21 protein-coding genes are annotated in these 20,499 nt (G+C 62.8%); 6 read left to right on the top strand and 15 right to left on the bottom strand.

Features of this window, described 5'->3' with window-relative positions; all coding sequences use genetic code 11:
* Positions 1 to 51 precede the first annotated feature (51 nt).
* From C7435_RS08250 to C7435_RS08260, 3 genes are read right to left on the bottom strand one after another with little or no spacing between them, the layout of a single operon-like run.
* Positions 52 to 516: an NfeD family protein gene (locus tag C7435_RS08250; RefSeq protein WP_233350714.1), complete on the bottom strand. Its 465-nt coding sequence runs from the start codon at positions 514 to 516 to the stop codon at positions 52 to 54.
* A 27-nt stretch (positions 517 to 543) separates the two neighbouring features.
* A complete protein-coding gene (locus C7435_RS08255) occupies positions 544 to 1,482 on the bottom strand; it encodes an SPFH domain-containing protein (protein WP_121210780.1) in 939 nt (312 codons plus the stop codon).
* A gap of 53 nt (positions 1,483 to 1,535) precedes the next feature.
* Positions 1,536 to 2,018, bottom strand: a complete 483-nt coding sequence (locus tag C7435_RS08260; RefSeq protein ID WP_075189075.1) for a peroxiredoxin — start codon at positions 2,016 to 2,018, stop codon at positions 1,536 to 1,538.
* 98 nt (positions 2,019 to 2,116) lie between these two features.
* Here C7435_RS08260 and C7435_RS08265 point away from each other — a divergent pair, with 98 nt between their 5' ends.
* Together C7435_RS08265 and C7435_RS08270 are read left to right on the top strand one after the other, a co-directional pair.
* Complete coding sequence (locus C7435_RS08265) at positions 2,117 to 2,704, top strand: YqgE/AlgH family protein (RefSeq protein ID WP_121210915.1); 588 nt, start codon at positions 2,117 to 2,119, stop codon at positions 2,702 to 2,704.
* 27 nt (positions 2,705 to 2,731) lie between these two features.
* Positions 2,732 to 3,160, top strand: a complete 429-nt coding sequence (locus tag C7435_RS08270) for a PaaI family thioesterase (RefSeq protein ID WP_075189077.1) — start codon at positions 2,732 to 2,734, stop codon at positions 3,158 to 3,160.
* On the opposite strand, the gene C7435_RS08275 is transcribed toward C7435_RS08270, so the two are convergent.
* From C7435_RS08275 to coxB, 10 genes are all read right to left on the bottom strand, one after another.
* Entirely contained in the window at positions 3,151 to 4,296 is a 1,146-nt protein-coding gene (locus tag C7435_RS08275; protein WP_121210782.1) for an EAL domain-containing protein, read from the bottom strand. The genes C7435_RS08270 and C7435_RS08275 overlap by 10 nt on opposite strands.
* On the bottom strand, positions 4,293 to 4,871 hold the full coding sequence (locus C7435_RS08280) for a GNAT family N-acetyltransferase (protein ID WP_075189079.1): 579 nt from the start codon (positions 4,869 to 4,871) through the stop codon (positions 4,293 to 4,295). Before C7435_RS08280 ends, C7435_RS08275 begins: the two co-directional genes overlap by 4 nt.
* Positions 4,872 to 4,897: 26 nt before the next feature.
* On the bottom strand, positions 4,898 to 5,611 hold the full coding sequence (locus tag C7435_RS08285) for an SURF1 family protein (protein WP_121210783.1): 714 nt from the start codon (positions 5,609 to 5,611) through the stop codon (positions 4,898 to 4,900).
* 43 nt (positions 5,612 to 5,654) lie between these two features.
* Complete coding sequence (locus C7435_RS08290) at positions 5,655 to 5,948, bottom strand: DUF983 domain-containing protein (protein WP_233350715.1); 294 nt, start codon at positions 5,946 to 5,948, stop codon at positions 5,655 to 5,657.
* A gap of 74 nt (positions 5,949 to 6,022) precedes the next feature.
* Positions 6,023 to 6,877 (bottom strand): cytochrome c oxidase subunit 3, encoded by an 855-nt coding sequence (locus tag C7435_RS08295; protein ID WP_075189082.1) that lies wholly within the window; start codon positions 6,875 to 6,877, stop codon positions 6,023 to 6,025.
* Positions 6,878 to 6,947: 70 nt separating this feature from the next.
* Positions 6,948 to 7,514 carry a cytochrome c oxidase assembly protein gene (locus C7435_RS08300; protein WP_075189083.1) on the bottom strand — a complete coding sequence of 189 codons (567 nt, stop codon included), beginning with the start codon at positions 7,512 to 7,514 and terminating at the stop codon, positions 6,948 to 6,950.
* The gene (locus C7435_RS08305; RefSeq protein WP_121210788.1) at positions 7,511 to 7,711 is read right to left on the bottom strand and encodes a cytochrome c oxidase system small membrane protein; all 201 of its coding nucleotides are present in this window, start codon (positions 7,709 to 7,711) and stop codon (positions 7,511 to 7,513) included. The genes C7435_RS08300 and C7435_RS08305 overlap by 4 nt, the downstream gene beginning before the upstream one ends.
* Positions 7,708 to 8,700, bottom strand: coding sequence for a heme o synthase (locus tag C7435_RS08310; protein ID WP_121210789.1), 993 nt, complete (start codon positions 8,698 to 8,700; stop codon positions 7,708 to 7,710). The genes C7435_RS08305 and C7435_RS08310 overlap by 4 nt, the downstream gene beginning before the upstream one ends.
* A gap of 9 nt (positions 8,701 to 8,709) precedes the next feature.
* Positions 8,710 to 10,344, bottom strand: coding sequence for a cytochrome c oxidase subunit I (ctaD, locus tag C7435_RS08315; protein WP_121210791.1), 1,635 nt, complete (start codon positions 10,342 to 10,344; stop codon positions 8,710 to 8,712).
* A 14-nt stretch (positions 10,345 to 10,358) separates the two neighbouring features.
* The gene (coxB, locus tag C7435_RS08320; RefSeq protein WP_233350716.1) at positions 10,359 to 11,210 is read right to left on the bottom strand and encodes a cytochrome c oxidase subunit II; all 852 of its coding nucleotides are present in this window, start codon (positions 11,208 to 11,210) and stop codon (positions 10,359 to 10,361) included.
* Between the two features lie 248 nt (positions 11,211 to 11,458).
* Here coxB and C7435_RS08325 point away from each other — a divergent pair, with 248 nt between their 5' ends.
* The 4 genes from C7435_RS08325 to C7435_RS08340 all read left to right on the top strand — a co-directional run bounded on the left by C7435_RS08325 (position 11,459) and on the right by C7435_RS08340 (position 17,051).
* Positions 11,459 to 12,013, top strand: coding sequence for a tetratricopeptide repeat protein (locus C7435_RS08325; RefSeq protein WP_075189088.1), 555 nt, complete (start codon positions 11,459 to 11,461; stop codon positions 12,011 to 12,013).
* A 112-nt stretch (positions 12,014 to 12,125) separates the two neighbouring features.
* Positions 12,126 to 13,541, top strand: coding sequence for a metalloprotease TldD (gene tldD, locus C7435_RS08330; RefSeq protein WP_075189089.1), 1,416 nt, complete (start codon positions 12,126 to 12,128; stop codon positions 13,539 to 13,541).
* 290 nt (positions 13,542 to 13,831) lie between these two features.
* On the top strand, positions 13,832 to 15,895 hold the full coding sequence (locus tag C7435_RS08335) for a TonB-dependent receptor plug domain-containing protein (protein WP_170150398.1): 2,064 nt from the start codon (positions 13,832 to 13,834) through the stop codon (positions 15,893 to 15,895).
* Between the two features lie 190 nt (positions 15,896 to 16,085).
* Complete coding sequence (locus tag C7435_RS08340) at positions 16,086 to 17,051, top strand: retroviral-like aspartic protease family protein (RefSeq protein ID WP_121210797.1); 966 nt, start codon at positions 16,086 to 16,088, stop codon at positions 17,049 to 17,051.
* 81 nt (positions 17,052 to 17,132) lie between these two features.
* Here the strand turns inward: C7435_RS08340 and C7435_RS08345 are convergent, their stop codons facing one another.
* Complete coding sequence (locus C7435_RS08345; RefSeq protein ID WP_075189092.1) at positions 17,133 to 18,944, bottom strand: peptide MFS transporter; 1,812 nt, start codon at positions 18,942 to 18,944, stop codon at positions 17,133 to 17,135.
* Between the two features lie 159 nt (positions 18,945 to 19,103).
* Entirely contained in the window at positions 19,104 to 20,477 is a 1,374-nt protein-coding gene (locus C7435_RS08350; protein WP_121210799.1) for a glutamate--cysteine ligase, read from the bottom strand.
* Positions 20,478 to 20,499: the final 22 nt, after the last annotated feature.

The following is a 20,499-nucleotide window of genomic DNA, read 5'->3' on the forward strand; positions in this document are numbered from 1 at the left end:
TTGAACGAACCCTGTCATATGATATGCACAGGGTTCGTTCACTTACTTCACTTACGAAGCAACTCTCAGGACCACACCATTGATCGCTTCAACGGTGAGCGTGGCACCGCTTGCCGGATCACTCCCGTCCGACGTCTCGGCGGCCCATTCGCTGTCGCCATATTTCACCCGGCCACGACCGGCCGCGAAGTCGGCAACAACGATGACCCGCTGACCCACCATGCGGGAAGAACGGTCGTTCAGCCCGCTGCCGGCACCGGCCTTCATCGCCGGACGAACCCAGCGGTCGCCGGCCCACAGCAGGACCACCGACAGCATGGCGAAGACCACCAGCTGGACCGGCCAGCTCACGCCGAGCACTTCCAGCGCCACGAAACCGGTCAGGAAGGCCGCTGCGGCCGGCCACAGGAGATAGGTGGTGCCGGTGAGCAGCTCGGCGATCAGGATCACGCCGGAGATCGCCCACCAGGCCCAGAGATTCATGCGGTCAAAGACCGACAACAACAAATCCATCATGACACCTCCTTCTCAACCAAATCAGACCTAGCCCTTGCGGGTCGCTTCGGAGACCGCGTCATGGGCCGCCTTGCCGAGTTCACCGACACCCGTGATCGTCGACAGGATGTTGGAGAACTCCGCCGGGATGATGACCGTGCGTTGTTGGTCACTGGTTGCCAGTTTTCCGAAGGCCTCGATGTATTTCTGGCCGAGGAAGTAGTTGATGGCCGACACATCGCCCTTGCTGATGGCATCCGACACCATCTGGGTCGCGCGGGCCTCGGCTTCGGCTTCCCGCTCACGGGCTTCGGCGTCCAGGAAAGCACTTTCCTTGCGGCCTTCGGCCTCGCGGATGGCGGCTTCCTTCTCACCCTCTGCGCGCAGGATGGCAGACTGTTTCGAGCCTTCCGCTTCCAGGATCTCGGCCCGCTTCAGGCGTTCGGCCTTCATCTGCCGGGCCATGGCCTCGGTGATGTCGACCGGCGGCGACAAGTCGCGGATCTCCATCCGGGTGACCTTGGCGCCCCAGGGATTGGTAGCCGCATCGATGACGCTGAGCAGGCGCGCATTGATCTCGTCACGCTTGGACAGGGTCTCGTCCAGGTCCATCGCACCGATCACCGTCCGCACATTGGTCAGCGACAGGTTGATGATGGCGAAGTCGAGATTATCGACTTCATAGGCCGCCCGCGGCGCGTCCAGCACCTGGATGAAGACAACCGCGTCGACCGAAACCGTCGCATTGTCCTTGGTGATGACGTCCTGATTGGGCACGTCGAGCACGCGCTCGCGCATGTTCATCTTGTAGCCGACCGTGTCGACGAATGGCATCAGAAAGTGGAGGCCGGGTTTGAGGGTTCGCGTGAAGCGTCCGAAACGCTCGACGGTAAATTCCTTGCCTTGCGGCACCGTTTTGATCACCGACGCGATGATGAACAGTGCCAGCAGGAAAAGGACACCAATACCGATCAATCCAAAGTCCATGCGAACCCCCAGTTTTTGTGTTGAACCTCCCGCAGGGAGGCGGCCGGAAAGGCCTAGAGCTGGCCGAGAATGTGGTCGGCCGACGATACCTTGAATTCACCCGGCGCCTCGACATTGAGCTCGGCTACCACGCCATCCTTCACCAGGATGGAAAAACGCTGTGCCCGCACGCCCATGCCAAAGCCGGTGCCGTCCATTTCCAGGCCGACCGCCTTGGCGAACTCACCATTGCCGTCTGCCAGCATCACGACATCATCACCGGCATTCTGGGACTTGCCCCAGGCGTCCATGACGAAGACATCATTGACCGACAGGCAGGCGATCGTGTCGACGCCCTTGGCGCGGATTTCAGCGGCCTTCTCGACAAAGCCCGGCAGGTGTTTGGCCGAACAGGTCGGCGTGAAGGCACCCGGCACCGCGAACAGGGCGACGGTCTTGCCGGCAAACACGTCATCCGTGCTCAGCTTGTTCGGGCCGTCCGCCGTCATGGTCATGAAGGTGGCGGCGGGAAGGCGATCTCCGACCGAAATGGTCATGGCAATTCTCCTGTGGATCAGTAATGGCGGGTATCCGCACGGCAAGATAGCGGGAACCCGGCTGGACGCATCCCCCATTTGGGGGGAACATGGCAGCCATGGCTCCTGCTAGTTCGACAGATGTGGACGAGACCTTCCTCGGCGGCAAGCTTTTGATTGCAACGCCGAGCATTGGCGATCCGCGCTTTGACCGCACCGTCATCGTGATGTGCGATCACAGCCCGGACCACGCGATGGGGATCATCATCAACAAGCCGGCCGATGATCTGCGCCTGCCTGAATTGTTTGAGCAATTGGGCGTCGACGGTATCCGGCCCGCGCCCGACACGCCGGTGCTGATTGGCGGTCCGGTCGATCAGGATCGCGGCTTTGTGCTGCACACGCGGGACTATTCCAGCCTCGAAGCCACCCTGCCCGTCAGTCCGCGCATCGGACTCACCGCGACCAAGGACGTGCTCGACGCGATTGCCTCATCGCACCCGCCGCAGCGCAGCCTTCTGGCGCTGGGCTATGCCGGCTGGGGTGCCGGCCAGCTGGAACAGGAACTGGCCGCCAATGCCTGGCTGGTGATCGAGCTGGACGAGACCCTTGTCTTCGACACCGGCGATGCCGACAAATGGCAGCGGGCACTCGATCTGATCGGCGTCAGCCCCGAACACCTCTCCGCCCTTTCCGGTCACGCCTGACCGTCGCCCTCAGTCCGGACACGCATCATGGCTCCCCTAATCGTAGAAACCGGCGAGTTCGCCGGCTGGCGCATCTGGCCCGACGACCCGTTTGAACAGACAGCCGGACCCTTCCACATGCGGGTGGGCGCCGAGGGGCCTGAAATGGCGTTTCGCGCCGAACGCCGCCATCTCAACGGGATGGGCGCGGTTCATGGCGGCTGCCTGATGAGTTTTGCCGATTTCGCGCTGTTCGGGATCGCCCACGAAGCCCTCGCCCCGTCCGGCTATGGCGTCACCGTCGCCTTCACCTCCGAATTCATCGCCGGTGCCAGCGAAGGACAATTGATCGAGGCGCGCGGCGAGGTGTTACGGGCCGGCGGATCGCTGATTTTTGTGCGCGGGCTGATCACGGCCGACGGCACGCCCTGCCTGAACTTTTCCGGCACGTTGAAGCGCCTGCGCAGTCAGGCCTGAGCCGGAAGTGGCGGCAGGAAACGGCCGCTGACGCCTTCGACAACGGCCTTCTCGGCCGCATCGGGTGCCAGCGCACCGGCATAGCGATAGCCCTGCGCGTATTGGCAGCCCATGGCGGCAAGCCGCTCTGCGGCGGCGGCATTCTCGATTCCTTCGGCGACCACTTTCATACCGAAATGCGTGGCCAGCTGGATCACCGACTTCACAACGGTCCCGGCAGCTTCATCACCCGCCATGGCACGGATGAAATAGCGGTCGATCTTGACCACATCGAACGGCAGCATGTCGAGCCGGGCCAGCGAGGAATAGCCGGTGCCGAAATCATCAAGCGCCAGTGAGACGCCGCCGCCATTGAGGCGCTGCATGGCGGCTGCGGCCATATCCGGATCCTGCATGATCTCGGTTTCGGCGATCTCCAGCTTGAAGGCGCCGGGCGGAAGCTTCGCGTCCGAAACAACTTTCAGAAGGCCAGTCACGAACGCCGGATCAACCAGCTCGCTGACCGTTGCATTGGCGGAAATGAAAATGTTGTGGGCCGTCGGATGCGCCACCCGCCAGGACGACAGGTCGGCGGCGGCATGACCTCGCACTTTGGTGCTGATACGGTTGAGCAGGTCGAGTTCGCCGGCCATCACCAGGAAATCATCGGGGGCCAACACGCCGACGCCGGGCCGGTCCCAGCGAGCCAGGGCCTCAAAACCGGCCAGGCGTCCGGTGTCGAGGGCGATGATCGGCTGGTACCAGGCCAGGACTTCGCCATTGTCGACGCCATTGGCCAGCGCGTGTTCCTCGCCGATCCGGCCCGCCAGGTCGCGGGTTGCGCCGGCCGGAGTCATCAGGCCCTCAACCCGACCCGACCCGTTGCGACGGCCGAGCAGGCGGACATAGGAAAGTTGACCACCGGCCCCGATCAGCCGGATACGCAGATCAACATGATCCTGCGCGATGGCGTCCGACAGGCGGATCTGATCGGCGGGACCGAGTCGGTCGAGAAAGGCCTGCCAGTCCATCGTCGCGGCTTCGAGACCGAAGGCCGCGGCATCGCCGGTCAGGCGCACCTCGCCGATATCCGTGTCACAGGCAAACGCCACCGCGCCTGCGGCCCTGACGCCGGCTTCAAACCCCGTTTCGGTCATTGGCGCGGGTCGGTGGCGATGATGGCAAAACGGTCGTGATCACGCCAATCGCCAGCAATGTTGAGAAAGGCGCGCGACCGACCCTCAAGCGTGAATCCGACCGATTCAAGCAAGGTGCGCGACGCGGTGTTGGATGGCTGGCAGGCCGCTTCGACACGGTGCAACCGCAATTCGTCAAACGCGAAGGCCAGCATCCGGCGCACCGCGGCGCGGGTATGCCCCTTGCGGACATAGGGCGAGCCGATCCAATAGCCGATATCGGCTGATTGCAGGACGCCGCGCCGGACATTGTTCAGATTGCAGGCCCCCAACAGAACGTCGTCACGCGATCGCACCACAAAGAAGGGATAACCCAGCCCGCCCTCTCGGTCGGCCTGATAGCGTTCGATACGGCGGCGGAAAGCGCCCTTGGACAGTTCGTCGCTGGTCCAGGCCGGTTCCCAGGGCTCGGTATGGGTCCGCGAGGCGCTGCGCAGCTTGGCCCAGTCTTCATAGTCAGACAGGGTCGGGGCTCGCAGCCTTATGCCCTGTCCGGTCAGGGTCTCGTCCCAGGAAGTTTCGCGCCAGACTGCCAAATTCCATCTCCAGGTCGGGGCGGATACTAGTCCGCCTTCTTGATCTTGTCGCCATCTTGCGATGGCGCGGTAAGTCGCAGCCGTCCGCGGCTGGCGTGCAGGGCGAGATACACCCCGATCAGGGCCAGCGCCAGACCATACCAGGTCAGGGCGTAACCCAAATGCTTGGCCGGCGGCGTCCGGCTCAGCGAAGGCGGCATGCCGGTATCGGCGCGGGCCCAGACCGGCAGCAAGCTGTCGGAAGGGATGCCAAGCGCCGCCGCCATCGCGTCTGCATCAAGGGTATACCACTGATTGGTATCCGGATCGTTTCGCGGACTGAAAACAGTACCGCCGGGTGGTGTTTCAATGCGCCAGCGCCGCGCCGTGACTTGCTGCGCCGACTGCAAGTCCTCAAACGCCACTTCCACCAGCAGGTAGCGATCCGGCGAACCGGTTTCGCAGGCCGGTACCGGCATCAGGGCCAGCCGCATCCAGCCGGCACTCTCGCGCATGGTGTAATATCGCAGCGTCTCGCCTGTCAGCGGCACCGGGCCGGTCACTGGCGGCGAGAAGACATCACCGCTTGGCGCACACAGGGCGTCGCGGAAGCTGACAGCGTCACCACGCGTCTGCCACGCCGCTATCTGCTCGGACTTCCAGGCCATGCGCTGCATCTGCCAAGTGCCCAACCAGGCCAGCAAGGCGAGGCTGGCGATGGTGAAGACGGTGAGCAGCGGGAGCGGCCGGAAGCGGGGCATATCGGTTGGTGTCCATCACCTGGGGCGGGGCCGGCAGCCGACCTCAATCGTCCAGCCGCGCCTCCTGGGCGTCATGCTGGAATTGCAGCGCAAACAACAGCCCCTTGATCGGACGCAGGGTCGCGATGCACGCGACCGGCACGAAGGGGAGCTGAAGCAGCGCGTGAACCCACCAGGCCGGGTGGAAAGCGGCCTCGACCAGGAGGAAGAGGACCATGGCCAGAAAACCGACGATGAACAGGACAAAGACCGACGCCCCGTCGCCGACATCGGCGCTTTCGAAATCAGCGCCGCAGACATCGCAGCGCGGCGCGATTTTCAGGAGGCCGTCAAACATGGCCCCCTCCCCGCATTTCGGGCAGCGCCCCTGAAGGCCTGTCGAAAACGGGGAGGGTTTGTCCATGTCGATTATCAGCCCTGATAGACCACGTAGACGAAGGCGAACAGGAAGAGCCAGACCACGTCAACGAAGTGCCAGTACCAAGCGGCGGCTTCGAGACCGAAATGCTTCTTCGCGCTCATCTGGCCGGCCAGCAGGCGGAACAGGCAGACGGCGAGGAAGATGGTCCCGATCAGCACGTGCGCGCCGTGGAAGCCGGTCGCCATGAAGAAGGTCGAGCCATAGAGATTGCCGCCATCGGCCATCGAGAAGGCAAAGCCGGCTTCGGCATATTCGACGATCTGCAGGGCGGTGAAACAGGCCCCCAGGATCACCGTGACGATCAGGCCGTTGATGGCGCCCTTGCGGTCATCATGCTGCAGGGCGTGGTGGGCCCAGGTGACCGTGGTGCCCGAGAGCAGCAGGATCAGCGTGTTCATCAGCGGGATGTGCCAGGGATTGAAGGTCTCGACCCCGGCCGGCGGCCAGGTGGCCAGCGCCGGATCAATGCGGACATCGTGGAAGATGGCGTATTCGAAGAAGGCCCAGAACCAGGCCACGAAGAACATGACTTCCGATGCGATGAACAGGATCATGCCATAGCGCATGCCGATATCGACAACGGCCGTATGGTCGCCGCGCTTGGACTCTTTGATCATGTCGCCCCACCAGCCGATCATCGTCCAGATGACGATGGCGAAGCCGAGTGCGAGGCCGCCCCAGGAACCTTCCGCATACATGAAGGCGACCGGATGTTCGGCGTGGACCAGGCCGGCCATGTTGCCGACGGCACCGATGGCCAGAAGGAAGGCGCCCACCGAGCCCACAAACGGCCACGGGCTCGGGTCAACCAGGTGGTAGTCGTGTTTGGCAGCATGCCCAGCCATCGCGAATCTCCTGCGATCTCAAATCAGCGAAGTGTGCCCCTGATACGCGGCACACCTGAAAGGTTCAATGCTAAGGCGCGGCGTCGGCGTTGGCCGAGGCCCCGTCTTGGGACTCAAAAAACGTATAGGACAAGGTGATCGAAGCGACATCATCCATGCGCTGTTCTTCATCAATCAGCGGATCGACGAAAAACAGGACCGGCATCTCGATGCTCTCGCCCGGCTGCAATGTCTGCTCGGTGAAGCAGAAACATTCCAGTTTCGAAAAATAGGCCGCCGCCTTGTAGGGCGCGACATTATAGGTCGCCACACCGGTCACCGGCTGGCTGGAATTATTCGTCGCCGTGTAATAGGCGAGCGCGGTTTCGCCGACCCGCACCGTGATCGAACGCTGCGCCGGCTCGAAGCTCCAGGGCAGGTTGCGATTGGTGTTGGCGTCGAAATAGACAGTGACTTCACGGTCCAGGATCTCGCCGGCCTCGCCGACCGCGACCTGGGTCGTGCCGCCATAACCCGTGACCTTGCAGAACAGGTCGTAAAGCGGCACCGCGGCATAGGCCGCACCGACCATCAGCGCTGCGGTCAGCGCTGCAAAGACGGCGACGCGCGCATTCTTGTTCAGCGGACGGCGGATCATGTTCCCGCTCCCGCCGCGATATTCTGGCTCAGGCGCACCACGGTGATCGCAAAGACAGCGACCATGAACGCAACCAGCGACCAGGCGATGACAACATTGCGTTTCTTGCGGGCGGCTTCCTGCTCCGGCGTCAGCTTGAGGCTCTCGCCGGTCGGCTGGCCTTCGCGGGCACTCGTCAGATGATTGTCTTGCGTCATGGGCTCACTCCGGGAATGGCCACATATGCACCAAATGCATGCTCAACAATCAATGCGGCAAATAGCACCGTGAGGTAACCGATGGAGTAGGCGAACAGGTCGCGCGCCGCCTTGTCGCCGGCGCGGACAGCATAAAGCGCGCCTTCTTCCGCCGAGCCCGCCTCGCCGGCGCGCGAGCGGAAAATCCGCCAGGCCAGCAGCAGAAAGAGCGCGCCGCCGCCAACCGAGGTCGCGCCATAGACGGCGCCGCCCAGCCCGGTCAGCACCGGCGCGCCGGCAAAGATCACCAGCACAACGGAATAGAGCAGGATTTGCAGGCGGGTCGATTTGGCGCCCTTGGCGACCGGCATCATCGGCACATTGGCCGCGGCGTAATCGCCGGACTTGTAGAGCGCCAGCGCCCAGGAGTGCGGCGGCGTCCACAGGAAGATGATCATGAAGAGGATGACCGCATCGAGCGAAATCTCGCCCGTCACCGCGACCCAGCCGATCATCGGCGGGAAGGCGCCGGCCGCGCCGCCAATCACGATATTCTGCGGCGTCGAGCGCTTGAGGATCATCGTATAGATGACGGCATAGAAGAAGATCGAGAAGGCCAGCAGGCCGGCCGCGAGATAATTGCTCGCCAGCGCCATCAGCAGCACCGACAGGATCGAGGCCACGACGCCAAAACCATAGGCATTGGCCACCGAGACCACGCCGCGCGGGATCGGCCGCTTGCGGGTGCGCTGCATGGTCGCATCGATATCGGCGTCATAGGCCATGTTCAACGCGCCCGCCGCGCCGGCACCGACGGCCAGGCAGAGGATGGACATGAAGGCCAAGAAGGGATCGGCATCGACCGGTGCCGCGATGAGGCCGGCAAAGGCAGTGAAGACGACCAGCGTCATCACCCGCGGTTTCATCAGGTCAAAATAGTCGCGGGGCGAGGCTGTCGAAACAGCCTCGCCCTCTGCGCGATGGTCGCTTGGGGTCACGATGGTGTCCAAGTGTCCGTCCTATTTGATCTTCGGCAGTTCCGAGAACTGGTGGAAGGGCGGCGGTGAGGACAGGGTCCACTCCAGCGTGGTTGCGCCTTCACCCCACGGATTGGCCTCGCCCTTGCGGCGGCGGATGATCGCGTCAACCAGCACCGCGAAGAAGAGCACCATGCCGATCAGCATGATCACATATCCCCAAGACGATACCGCGTTCCAGAACGCGAAACCGTCAGCATAGTCGACATAGCGACGCGGCATGCCCTGCAGGCCCAGGAAGTGCTGCGGGAAGAAGATCACGTTGGCGCCGATGAAGAAGAAGAAAAACTGGGCGCGTGCCAGGAAGGAATTGTACTTCACGCCGAAAATCTTCTCGAACCAGTAGTACCAGCCGGCAAAGATCGCGAACACCGCACCCAGCGACAGCACATAGTGGAAGTGCGCCACGACGTAATAAGTGTCGTGCAGGGGCTGGTCGACGCCGGCATTGGCGAGCACCACACCGGTCACACCACCGACGGTGAACAGGAAGATGAAGCCGATGGCCCACATCATCGGGGTCCGGAATTCCATCGAGCCGCCCCACATGGTGGCGATCCAGGAGAAGATCTTGATGCCCGTTGGCACCGCGATCACCATGGTCGCGGCCACGAAATAGGCCTTCAGATCAACCGGCATGCCGACGGTGTACATGTGGTGCGCCCACACGATGAAACCGATGAAGCCGATTGCCACCATCGCATAGGCCATCCCGAGATAGCCGAAGATCGGCTTGCGCGAGAAGGTCGAGACGATGTGCGAGATGATGCCGAAACCGGGCAGGATGAGGATGTAGACTTCCGGGTGACCGAAGAACCAGAACAGGTGCTGGTACATCACCGGGTCACCGCCGCCTTCCGGCGCGAAGAAGGCCGTGCCGAAATTGCGGTCGGTCAGCAGCATCGTCAGGGCGCCGGCCAGAACCGGCAGCGACAGCAGCAGCAGGAAGACCGTCACCAGCACCGACCACACGAAGAGCGGCATCTTGTGGATGGTCATGCCCGGTGCGCGCATGTTGAAGATGGTGGTAATGAAGTTGATGGCACCGAGGATCGACGAGATACCGGCAATGTGCAGCGACAGGATCAGAAGATCCATCGCCGGACCGTTATGGCCGGAGGTCGAGAGCGGCGGGTAAAGCACCCAGCCGCCACCGAAACCGAGATCGGCACCGGCACCCGGCACGAACATCGACATCAGGGCCAGCGCGAACGAGGCCGGCAGCAGCCAGAAGGAGATGTTGTTCATGCGCGGGAAGGCCATGTCGGGCGCGCCGATCATCAGCGGCACGAACCAGTTGCCGAAACCACCGATCATCGCCGGCATGACCATGAAGAAGATCATGATCAGGGCGTGCATCGTGGTCACGACGTTATAATTGTGGGCATTGCCGAAAATGGCACCCCAGCCGGTATCCTCACCCGTGAAGACCTGGAGACCCGGCTCCATCAATTCCCAGCGGATCAGGCCGGACAAGCCACCACCGATGATCCCCGCGAAGATCGCGAAGACCAGGTACATCGTGCCGATGTCCTTGTGGTTGGTGGACAGCACCCAGCGGCGCCAGTCCCACATGCTGGGAGTGTGATCGTCGTGCGTTGCGGCGTCAGCAGACATGGTTCAGCCCATCCCTAGTCGAGTTGCGCCAGGCGCGTTTCCCGCGCGGCAGTGTATTGAGCAATGATCGCGTCAGCGGCCTCGGAATATTCGTCCTCGGCCTTGGCCGCGATCCAGGCGTCGAAAACGTCCTGGGGAACGACATGCACTTCGATCGGCATGAAAGCATGGCGCAGACCGCACAGCTCCGAGCACTGACCGTAGTAGACGCCTTCCTGCGTCGCCTGGAACCAGGCTTCGTTGATGCGGCCCGGAATGGCGTCCATCTTGGTGCCGAAAGACGGCATGGCCCAGTTGTGGATCACGTCCGAGGCGGTCACCTGCAGGCGGACCGTCGCATCGACCGGCACCACCAGCGGGTAGTCGACCGACAGGTTGCGCAGCTGACCCGGCTGGAGGTCCTCTTCCTCGACCATGTTCGAGAAGTATTCCGCGACTTCATGGTCGGGATACTCATAGGACCAGTTCCACTGATTGCCGGTCGCCTTCAATGTGAAGTCGATTTCCGGCGGAATCTCGTCCTGCAGGTAGAGCAGCGGGAAGGACGGGATCGCGATCCCGATCAGGATCAGCACCGGCACGGCCGTCCAGACGACTTCGAGCAGCGTGTTGTGGCTGTTCTTGGAAGGCGTCGGATTGGTCTTCCGGTTGTAGCGGATCATGACGTAGATCAGCAGGCCCATCACGAAAAGCGTGATCACGGTGATCAACACCAGCAGGATGTTATGGAAGGAGACGACCTCCTCCATGATTGGCGTCACGGCAGGCTGAAAGCCCAGCGCTCCGTCAGTCGGCTGGCCGGGCGTGGCGAACGCGCCGGCGGCGAAAGTCGTCCAAGTGAGCGCAAGTGCGGTCAGGAATCGCATGGCTTCCCCATACAAGTCAGGCATTAAGGCGGGAATCCCCCACCGATGGCGGCGGAATATAGAGACCGTCTCCTGCCCTGTCAGGCCATCAACGGCATTTTTTCTCGTGTCATTCACACTGGGCGCCGCCTTACAGGAGAAAACCCGTCTGTAAAAGGCCGCATGCCCAGCTCGCGAAGTTATGATCACCGGTTATTTCCTTCTGAGCTTATCATGGAGCGGTTCACAGCAACGGAAAGGAGCGACCGATGCGTCTATTCGTCTCACTCGCCGCCCTGATGGTTTGTATGAGTACCGGCCCTGCCGACGCCCAGCTTCTGGTGCTCGGGCGTTCACCGGCCGCCACCTGTTACGACCACGCCCTTCACCAGCGTGACGACACGGCGTCCCTTCGTGACTGCGACATGGCGATGCAGGACATCCGCGTCACGCGCCGTGATCGAGCTGCGACTTTGGTCAATCGCGGCATATTGAACATTCATCGCGGCCGCGCCACGGACGCCATTGCCGACTTCGACGCGGCACAACGCATGGACATCATCCCCACCGCAGTGCTCGCCGTGAACCGGTCGAGCGCGCTCATTCGCCTCGGCCGGTATCAGGAAGCGGTGGCTGAAGCGGATATTGCGATCCGGGGCCGCGGCGACAGCGAGGCCGATGCTTGGTTCAACCGGGGCGTCGCACTGGAAGCACTCGGAGAGCTGGCTGCAGCCTATGATTCCTATCGGCAGGCTCGCCATTTGCGGCCCGGTTGGCAGCAACCGGACGCCGAGCTTGCCCGGTTCCGCGTCAATTCACGCTGACCGGGAGCGGAAACCGGCCGCGATGACTGCCCGGACTGCAGGGCGGTGTGTTCACCCCCGGGGCTGCCTCGACTATGTATGATGTCGAGAAACCCCCGGGAGTGCGCGCATCATGTCCGATGATCCGATCAGCCAGTTCGATTTTGATGCCGACAGTGTGCAGCCGATTCTGCATGACGCCCTGCGCGGCGCCGATGACGGGGAACTCTTCCTCGAGACCGAGGTCGCCGAATCACTCGTCTTCGACGATGGCCGCCTGAAAGCCGCCAATCTCGATTCGTCGCGCGGCTTCGGCCTGCGCTGCGTGGCTGGCGAGGCCTTTGGCTATGCCCACTCCTCCGACCCCAGCCTGGACGCGGTCAAACGCGCTGCCGAAGCGGCCGCTGCGGTCAAGCGCGGCCATGCCGGCGTGCTGGCACCACCACCCGCCGGCACCAATCGCAAACTCTATGACGCGATCGACCCGGTCGCCCGCCCCGGTTTCGAGACCAAGGCCGCCTTGCTGCAGGAAATCGACGCCTATTGCCGGACCAAGGACGCCAGCGTGGTCCAGGTCTCGGCCTCGATCGCCGGCGCCAAACGCTCGGTGTCGATCCTGCGCGCCGATGGTGATCTGAAAACCGACATCCGCCCCCTGGTCCGCCTCAACGTCTCGGTGACGGTCGAGCGCAAGGGTCGCCGCGAAACCGGCTCGGCCGGCGCTGGCGGGCGCGCCGAATTTGATCGCTGGATCACGCCGGATGCCTGGAAACCCCTGGCCGACGAGGCGCTGCGCATTGCCCGGGTCAATCTGGACGCAGTGGACGCACCCGCCGGCGTATTTGATGTCGTGCTTGGCTCCGGCTGGCCGGCAGTATTGCTGCACGAAGCTGTCGGCCACGGGCTGGAAGGCGATTTCAACCGCAAGGGTTCATCCGCCTTTGCCGGCCGCATGGGCCAGCAGGTCGCCGCCAAGGGTGTCACCGTGATCGATGACGGCACCATGCCGGAACGGCGCGGTTCGCTGACCATTGACGATGAAGGCACGCCGACCGAACGCTCGGTCCTGATCGAGGACGGCATCCTGACCGGCTATATGCAGGACCGCATGAATGCCCGCCTGATGGGTCAGACGCCGACCGGCAATGGTCGTCGCCAGTCCTATGCCCACCCGCCGCTGCCGCGCATGACCAACACCTACATGCTGGCCGGTCAGCACAAGCGCGAGGAAATGGTCGAAAGTCTGAAGGACGGCATCTATGCCGTAAATTTCGGCGGCGGCCAGGTCGACATCACCTCCGGCAAATTCGTCTTCCAGTGCACCGAGGCCTATCGCGTCCAGGACGGCAAGATCGTGGCACCGGTCAAGGGCGCGACGCTGATCGGCGACGGTCCGACCGCCCTCACCCAGATCACCATGATCGGCGATGATTTCGAAATGGATCCGGGCGTCGGCGTCTGCGGCAAGGCCGGCCAGGGCGTGCCGGTCGGCGTTGGCCAGCCAAGCCTGAAAATTTCCGGCCTGACGGTCGGTGGTTCAGGCGGCTGAAAGGGCTGATTTCGGACCTGACCAAAATTTCATATCCGATTTATTACAAGACCAGCGCGGACCCGGCGCGATAATAAACCGAACCTGTTCAATGACTTGTCGAGAGGCGCATCCCGACTGAGCAGGCGCGGCATAACGGGTCTGTGACGAACCTTACGGAAGCTTACCTAGCGCCACCGGCGCGTCACCCCTAGAGCACGGCATCGGGGAGTTGGGCAGGTACAAAGCGTAGGGACATTATGCGAGGGATTTTATTGAACGGGGCCGCCGGTATTTTTATCGGTGCGTTCTTGAGCACGCCTGTATTGGCCATACAGGACGCGCCGGCCACCGGCAGCGCAACACAAGTGCAGACCGAGGCTGGCGTCGCCGCCTATCAGCCGGGATTTTTCACGGATTACGCGCCGGTCACGGCGCTGGACATGGTGTCGCGGGTTCCGGGCTTCGGCCTGTCGAACGGCGATACCAGCCGCCGCGGGCTGGGCGATGCCTTCGGCAATCTTCTGATCAACGGACGACGTCCGTCCAACAAGTCGCTGTCTCTGGAGACGGTGCTGCAGCGTATTCCGGTCGATGATGTCGAACGCATCGAGCTGATCCAGGAAGCCCTGCCGCAGTATGACATGCGCGGCCATTCGCGGCTGGTGAATGTGGTGTTGCGCGAGGGCGCCGGTCGATCCGGGTCCTGGGATGCGCGCGTGCAGATCTCCGACAGCGGACGGCTGGGCCCGCGCATCATCGCCTCCTACACGACACCGGTCGGCCCGACCGAAATGACCTTCGGTCTCGATACCGGCATGAGCGGCAATCGCCTGCGTCGCCGGGAATCCCGGCACGATGCCAGCGGCGTCGAATTTGCCCGTGGATCCGACAATGATCAGCGCCAGTATGAAGAGTTCGCGCCGAGTTGGTCCATGAATTGGGACATCAACGACAACTCGCGCCTGCGCATGGATGCCCGCGCCAATCTATGGACCTGGCACCGGGTGCGCTTTGCCGAGTATTACAGCGTCTCCGGCGCGACGCTCACCCCGCACCGGCTCGAGCACAACGAGACCGAAAATCATGGCAGCCTGTATTCGGGAACCCTCTCCTACCAGCGTGACCTGAACGAAGAGATTTCCCTGGAAACCATGCTTCTGGCCACCCGGGAACGCTGGGAAGACGGGCCGGAAGCCTACGAGAATTACGACCCGGTATCCGGCTTCACCGATTCGATCATCGTCAGTGCCGGCGCGGAAATGGAAGAAACCGCCCTTCGCCAGACCCTGTCCTGGGACCCCAATGACCGCCACTCCCTGGAATTCGGCGGCGAGCACGCCAGCAATTCCCGCGAAACCCATCTCGCGCTATCCGAGAATGATGGCACGACCATCACGCCGATCGACCTGCCGGTCGCCGAGACCCGGGTCGAGGAAAGCCGCAGTGAAATCTTCGCCAACCATGTCTGGCAGATCAATGACCGCTTCAGCCTCGAGAGCGGGTTGCGCTATGAATTTTCGGAAATCGCCCAGACCGGCGACGCCCAGCAGACCCGTTCCTTCACCTATCCCAAGCCGAGCGTGACGCTGAACTACCGCTCCGACGACCGTAACCGCTTTCGTTTCACCGGCCGCCGCGATGTCGACCAGCTGGATTTCGGCAAGTTCGCCTCCTCGGTCGATGTCACCGACAACAACTCCACCCTCGGCAATCCGGACTATGTGCCGCAACGCACATGGACGCTGGAAGGCGAGTGGGAGCGACGCTTCGGCGATGCCGGCTCCTTCTCGCTGCAGATCGGCTATGACTGGGTCGAGGATCTCGACGGCTGGGTCTCCATCGTCACCCCGACCGGCGTTTTCGACGCGCCGGGCAATATCGGCGACGGCACCAATCTGCGCGTGACCGGCAATCTGACCACCCCGCTCGACACGCTGGGTATCAATAACGCGGTACTGGATGTCTTCCTCGAATGGTACGACACCAATGTCGAGGACCCGCTGACGGGCGAGAACCGTCAATGGTCCGGCACGCGGGAGTGGGAGTTGCGGCTCGACTATCGCCAGACCTTCCCACAAAGCCAGATGGCCTGGGGCTGGGACTATTTCTGGCTCTCCGACGGGGAAGTGCACCGGTCGCGGGAATTCCAGCACCACGACAATACCGATGGTGACCTGGACATTTATGTCGAGACCACCCGCTTCTTCGGCGTCACGCTCCGCGCCCAGGTCGATGCGGTATTCAATACCGGCGATGACCGCCAGCGCATCTTCTATGACGGATCGCGTGCCAGCGGCATCATCGACGGGATCGACTATCGCAATACCTCGATGGGTCGAACTTTCCAGATCAGTGCCCGCAGCACGTTCTGACGATCAGGCGCCGACAGCTTTGCTGTCGGCGCCGATCACATTGAGGAGAGCGGACCCGGGAATGATGGCGAAGCCGCGGAGCCACCGCTAACGTGTTGAAAGGCCCGGCTCGAACCATCCGCGTTCGCGCTGTCATCCTGCGCCGGTTGGGGGCTGCCTGCGCATTGCGGCCGAACACACAGGGGTAGGCATGACGACCAAAACCGACACAATCGCCAACACGACCCGCGCATCCGTCCGCGCGCTCTGCCTCGCCGGCAGCATGCTGGCCCTGACGGCCACCATGACCGGCCCCGGCAACGCCCAGTCGCGGATCGAATTGCAACGCGCACCCAGCGGCCATCTTCTGCTCCCGGTGACACTGGAAGGCGGTGATCCGCTCACCTTCATCCTCGATACCGGCGCCAGCAATACGGCGATTGCCCAGCCTGTGGCCGAAGCCATCGGCTTTGTCTCGCAGTGGGAAAGTTATGATCTCGTCCAGTCGCTCAATGCCCGTTTCGACGCCGAGCGGCACGACATCGCACAGCTTGGCATTCCCGGCGCGCCGCCGGTCGGACTGAACAGCGTCGTGATCCCGGTTCCGGCCGACCATCCCCTGCCCGTCGCCGGCCTGCTCGGTGCCGACGCGATCCTGTCCGACCGCTACGAGATCGATGTCGACGACCTCGCCCTCATTCTCGACAGCGCCGCCGCGGAGCATCCGGACGGACAGGTCGAACGGCGCGGCCTGTTGATCGGCGAGGCGCGCCTGCGCCGCCGTTCCGCACCGGTCCATGTCATCATTGATACCGGCAGCTCCCATACGCTGATCAACCGGCAGCTGCGCCGCCATCTTTATGACCCCGGCATCCAGTTCAATTTCGACATCCATGTCAGCGGTATCGAGGATGCCGAAGGCGAGGAGGCACGACCGGTCATGCTGCGCCAACTCCAGATCGGCGGCCTGTGCGTGGAACGCTCCGCGGCGCTGCAATCCGACCTCGATGTCTTCGACGCGCTGGGCTGGGCCGACGAACCGGCCATGGTGATCGGCATGGACACGCTGCGCCACGCCCGCATCCGCATCGACCGGACCACCGGCACCTTCGAGATCTCCGGCACGACCGAGGACACGCAATGTCATGGCCGTCGGGTCCAGACGCCCGGACTCTAGAGCCAGCCCCTGCAACGCAAAGAAAAAGGCCGCGGAACACAGGTTCCGCGGCCTTTCTCATTCTTTGGGCGTCCGGATCGACTAGCGATCCACTGACGGCCCTCCGGCTTCGGTTTCGGTCGTTTGCGCGACCACCTTGGTCGCATCGGCACCGGCCATCAGCCATTTGATGATCGGCGAGATGAGCAGCATCACGAGGGCGATCCCCATGCCGATCAGGCCGACATTCGAATAGACCTCGACATAGCCCGCCTTCGCAGCCGCGACGTCGGTCAGCTGACCGCCGATCGTTTCTGCACCGGTCGAGGAGGCGATGATGCCGGCCAGGAAGTTGGACAGGCCGGAATAGAGGAACCAGGCCCCCATCGTCATGCCGACCACCTGCGGCGGTGCCAGCTTGGTCACGGCGGACAGGCCGACCGGCGATACCATCAGCTCACCCATGGTGTGGATCCAGTAGATGAGGAAGATGAAGTAGACCGCCGTCAGACCGGTTGCGCCACTCACACCCATGCCACCGACCAGCGTGTAGAAGCCAAGGCCGGCCATGAAGACACCGAGCGCAAACTTGACCGGTGTGGACGGGTTCCAGCCCTTCTTGGCCAGGGCGATCCACAACCACGCCACCAGCGGCGCGAAGATGAAGATGAAGCCGGCATTGAGCGACTGGAAGACCGGCGCCGGAACGGACCAGCCGAACATGGTGCGGTCGACCAAGCGGTCGGTGAACAGGTTCAACGAGGAGCCGGCCTGCTCGAACAGGGCCCAGAACGGGATCTGGGCGAGCACGAAATAGATCGCCGCGAACATCTTCTTGCGCTCATCACCCTGTGTCTTGGTAACCGCATAGGCGATCAGGACGAGGAACATGATGATGCCAAGCCAGCCCGCGACATCCGCGAACATGTCAGGAAATTTCACGATCGCCATCGACACCAGGATGATGGCGATACCGGCCGCGTAGCAGGCCCATTCGACGTTCAGGAAGCCGAGAACCTTTTCCTTCAGCTTGGCCGGGTTCGGCGGCTCGGCGCGGCCTTCCAGCCAGGGCTGGAAGAAGAGGAAGGTCAAAAGACCGGCCAGCATGCCGATACCGGCAAGCCCGAAGCCCCAGGCCCATCCCCAGTAAATCCCGATGATGCCGACCGAGAAGGAGGCCAGGAAGGAACCGAGATTGATGCCCATGTAGAAGATCGTGAAACCGGAGTCGCGACGCGTATCGCCAAGCCCGTAGAGCGAACCGACAATCGTCGAGATATTGGCTTTCAGGAAGCCGACGCCGGCAATGATGAAGGCCAGGGCCAGATAGAGGATGTTGACGAAGAGCTCTTCACGCTCGACCCGCGTCATGTCCGACGAGAACGGCATTTCAGCCGGGAGGCCAACCACATCCGGCTCGGCCACCTGTAGCAGCGTGCCGCTGTCCGCGAAACTGATCTGCGACACAGCACCATCGGCTGCGATCACGATCTGGTTCGCATCGCCACCCCGACCATCAAGCGTCAGCTCGTATTCAGCGCCCTGATAGTCGAAGACTTCCCGCGAACCGCTGCCCTCGAAGGCCATCAGGCCATGGCCGATGACCAGCAGGATGGCGCCATAGGTGACGGCTTTTCGCTGCCCGAGATAACGGTCAGCCAGCGTGCCGCCAATGATCGTCATGATGTAGACCAGCGCCGTATAGGCCCCGTACATGATGCCCGAACGCTCATCCGAGAACAGGAAGTGCTGTGTCAGGTAAATGATCAGCAGGCCGCGCATTCCGTAATAGGAAAAGCGCTCCCACATCTCGGTCAGGAACAGGATGGCCAGCCCTTTCGGATGTCCGAAGAAGGAGGTGTCCTTGTTTTCATTGTTGGGTGCATTACCCGGCGTTGCGGTGGTGTCCGTCACGCGTCTCTCCCCAGTACCCGCCCCACGCGGGCTTTAAATCAAGCGCGCAATTGACCACGCGCAGGGGGAAGGCTCAAGCCTCTGGCTCGGCCTGTTGCATGGGAGCGCTACACATTTGGGTGTGCGCCGTTCATCCGGGGACGGAAGATGCCCTGAGTCCTAGTAGGCGCACTCGGTGAAGACCGGCTCGATCGAGCCACCCCACTCGCCCTTGAAACGCTCGACCAGGCCCTCGGCCCGTGTCACGCCAGTGCGGGCGATCTCGTCGAGATCATCGAGGAAGAGCGCCTCGCTCTCGCCATGACCATTCATGCGAGCACGGGCGCGCAGGCCGGTGCGGGCAATGGCCAGCGCTTCTCGGGCAATGTCCTGCAGCGTGCCATCGCGGAAGGGCGTGTGCAGACCGGTCTTGGCCGCGCCGATGCGCAGCGCATTGCGCTCGGCTTCGGTCCAGTCCTTGACGAGGTCCCAGGCGGCATCAAGCGCCGTATTGTCGTAAAGCAGCCCGACCCAGAAGGCCGGCAGGGCGCACAGCGTGTTCCATGGTCCTGAATCAGCGCCGCGCATCTCGAGGAAGGTCTTCAACCGCACTTCCGGGAAGACGGTGGAGAGATGGTCTTCCCAATCGCTGATCACCGGCTTTTCGCCGGGCACCACATCGAGCTTGCCGTCGAGGAAGTCGCGGAAGGACTTGCCGGTGGCATCCTTGTACTCGCCGCCGCGCTTGACGAAATACATCGGCACGTCGAGCGCCCAGTCGCGGTATTGCTCATAGCCGAAGCCCTCGTCGAAGACGAAGGGCAGCATGCCGGTGCGGTTATTGTCGGTATCGGTCCAGACATGGGCCCGGTAGGACAGGAAGCCGTGCAGCCCGCCATCCTTGAAGGGCGAATTGGCAAACAGCGCCGTGGCCAGCGGCTGCAGGGCCAGCGAGACCCGGAACTTCTTGGCCATGTCGGCTTCGGTCGAGAAATCCAGATTGGTCTGCACGGTGCAGGAGCGGAACATCATCTGATGCCCCATCGTGCCGACTTTCGGCATATAGGCCTTCATCAGCCCGTAGCGGGCCTTGGGCATCATCGGCGTCTCCTCCAGCGACCATTTCGGCGAAAAGCCGAGGCCGAGGAAACCGGCGCCGATCTCGTCGGCGACCTCGCGCACTTCGCGGAGATGCAAATTCACCTCGGCACAGGTCTGGTGGATGGTTTCCAGCGGCGCGCCGGACAATTCAAATTGCCCGCCCGGCTCCAGCGTGATCGAGGCGCCGTCGCGTTTCAGGGCAATCAACTCGCCACCCTCGCGCACCGGCTGCCAGCCGAACCGCTCCAGGCCCGACAGCATTTTCTCGACGCTCGGCCCGTCCGCGCGGAAGGCCAGCGGCGTATGATCGCCCAGGGCAAAACCGAATTTCTCGTGCTCGGTACCGATGCGGAAGGCCGTTTCAGGCTTCTCGCCGGCGGCAAAATAGGCCGTCAGCTGGTCGAGGCTTTCAATGGGAGCACCTTCGCCGCCCGAATTATACGTGCCGCTCATGCCAAGCGCCCCCGCCGTTTGA

The organism is Maricaulis maris, assembly GCF_003634045.1.
Taxonomy (GTDB): Bacteria; Pseudomonadota; Alphaproteobacteria; order Caulobacterales; family Maricaulaceae; genus Maricaulis; species Maricaulis maris.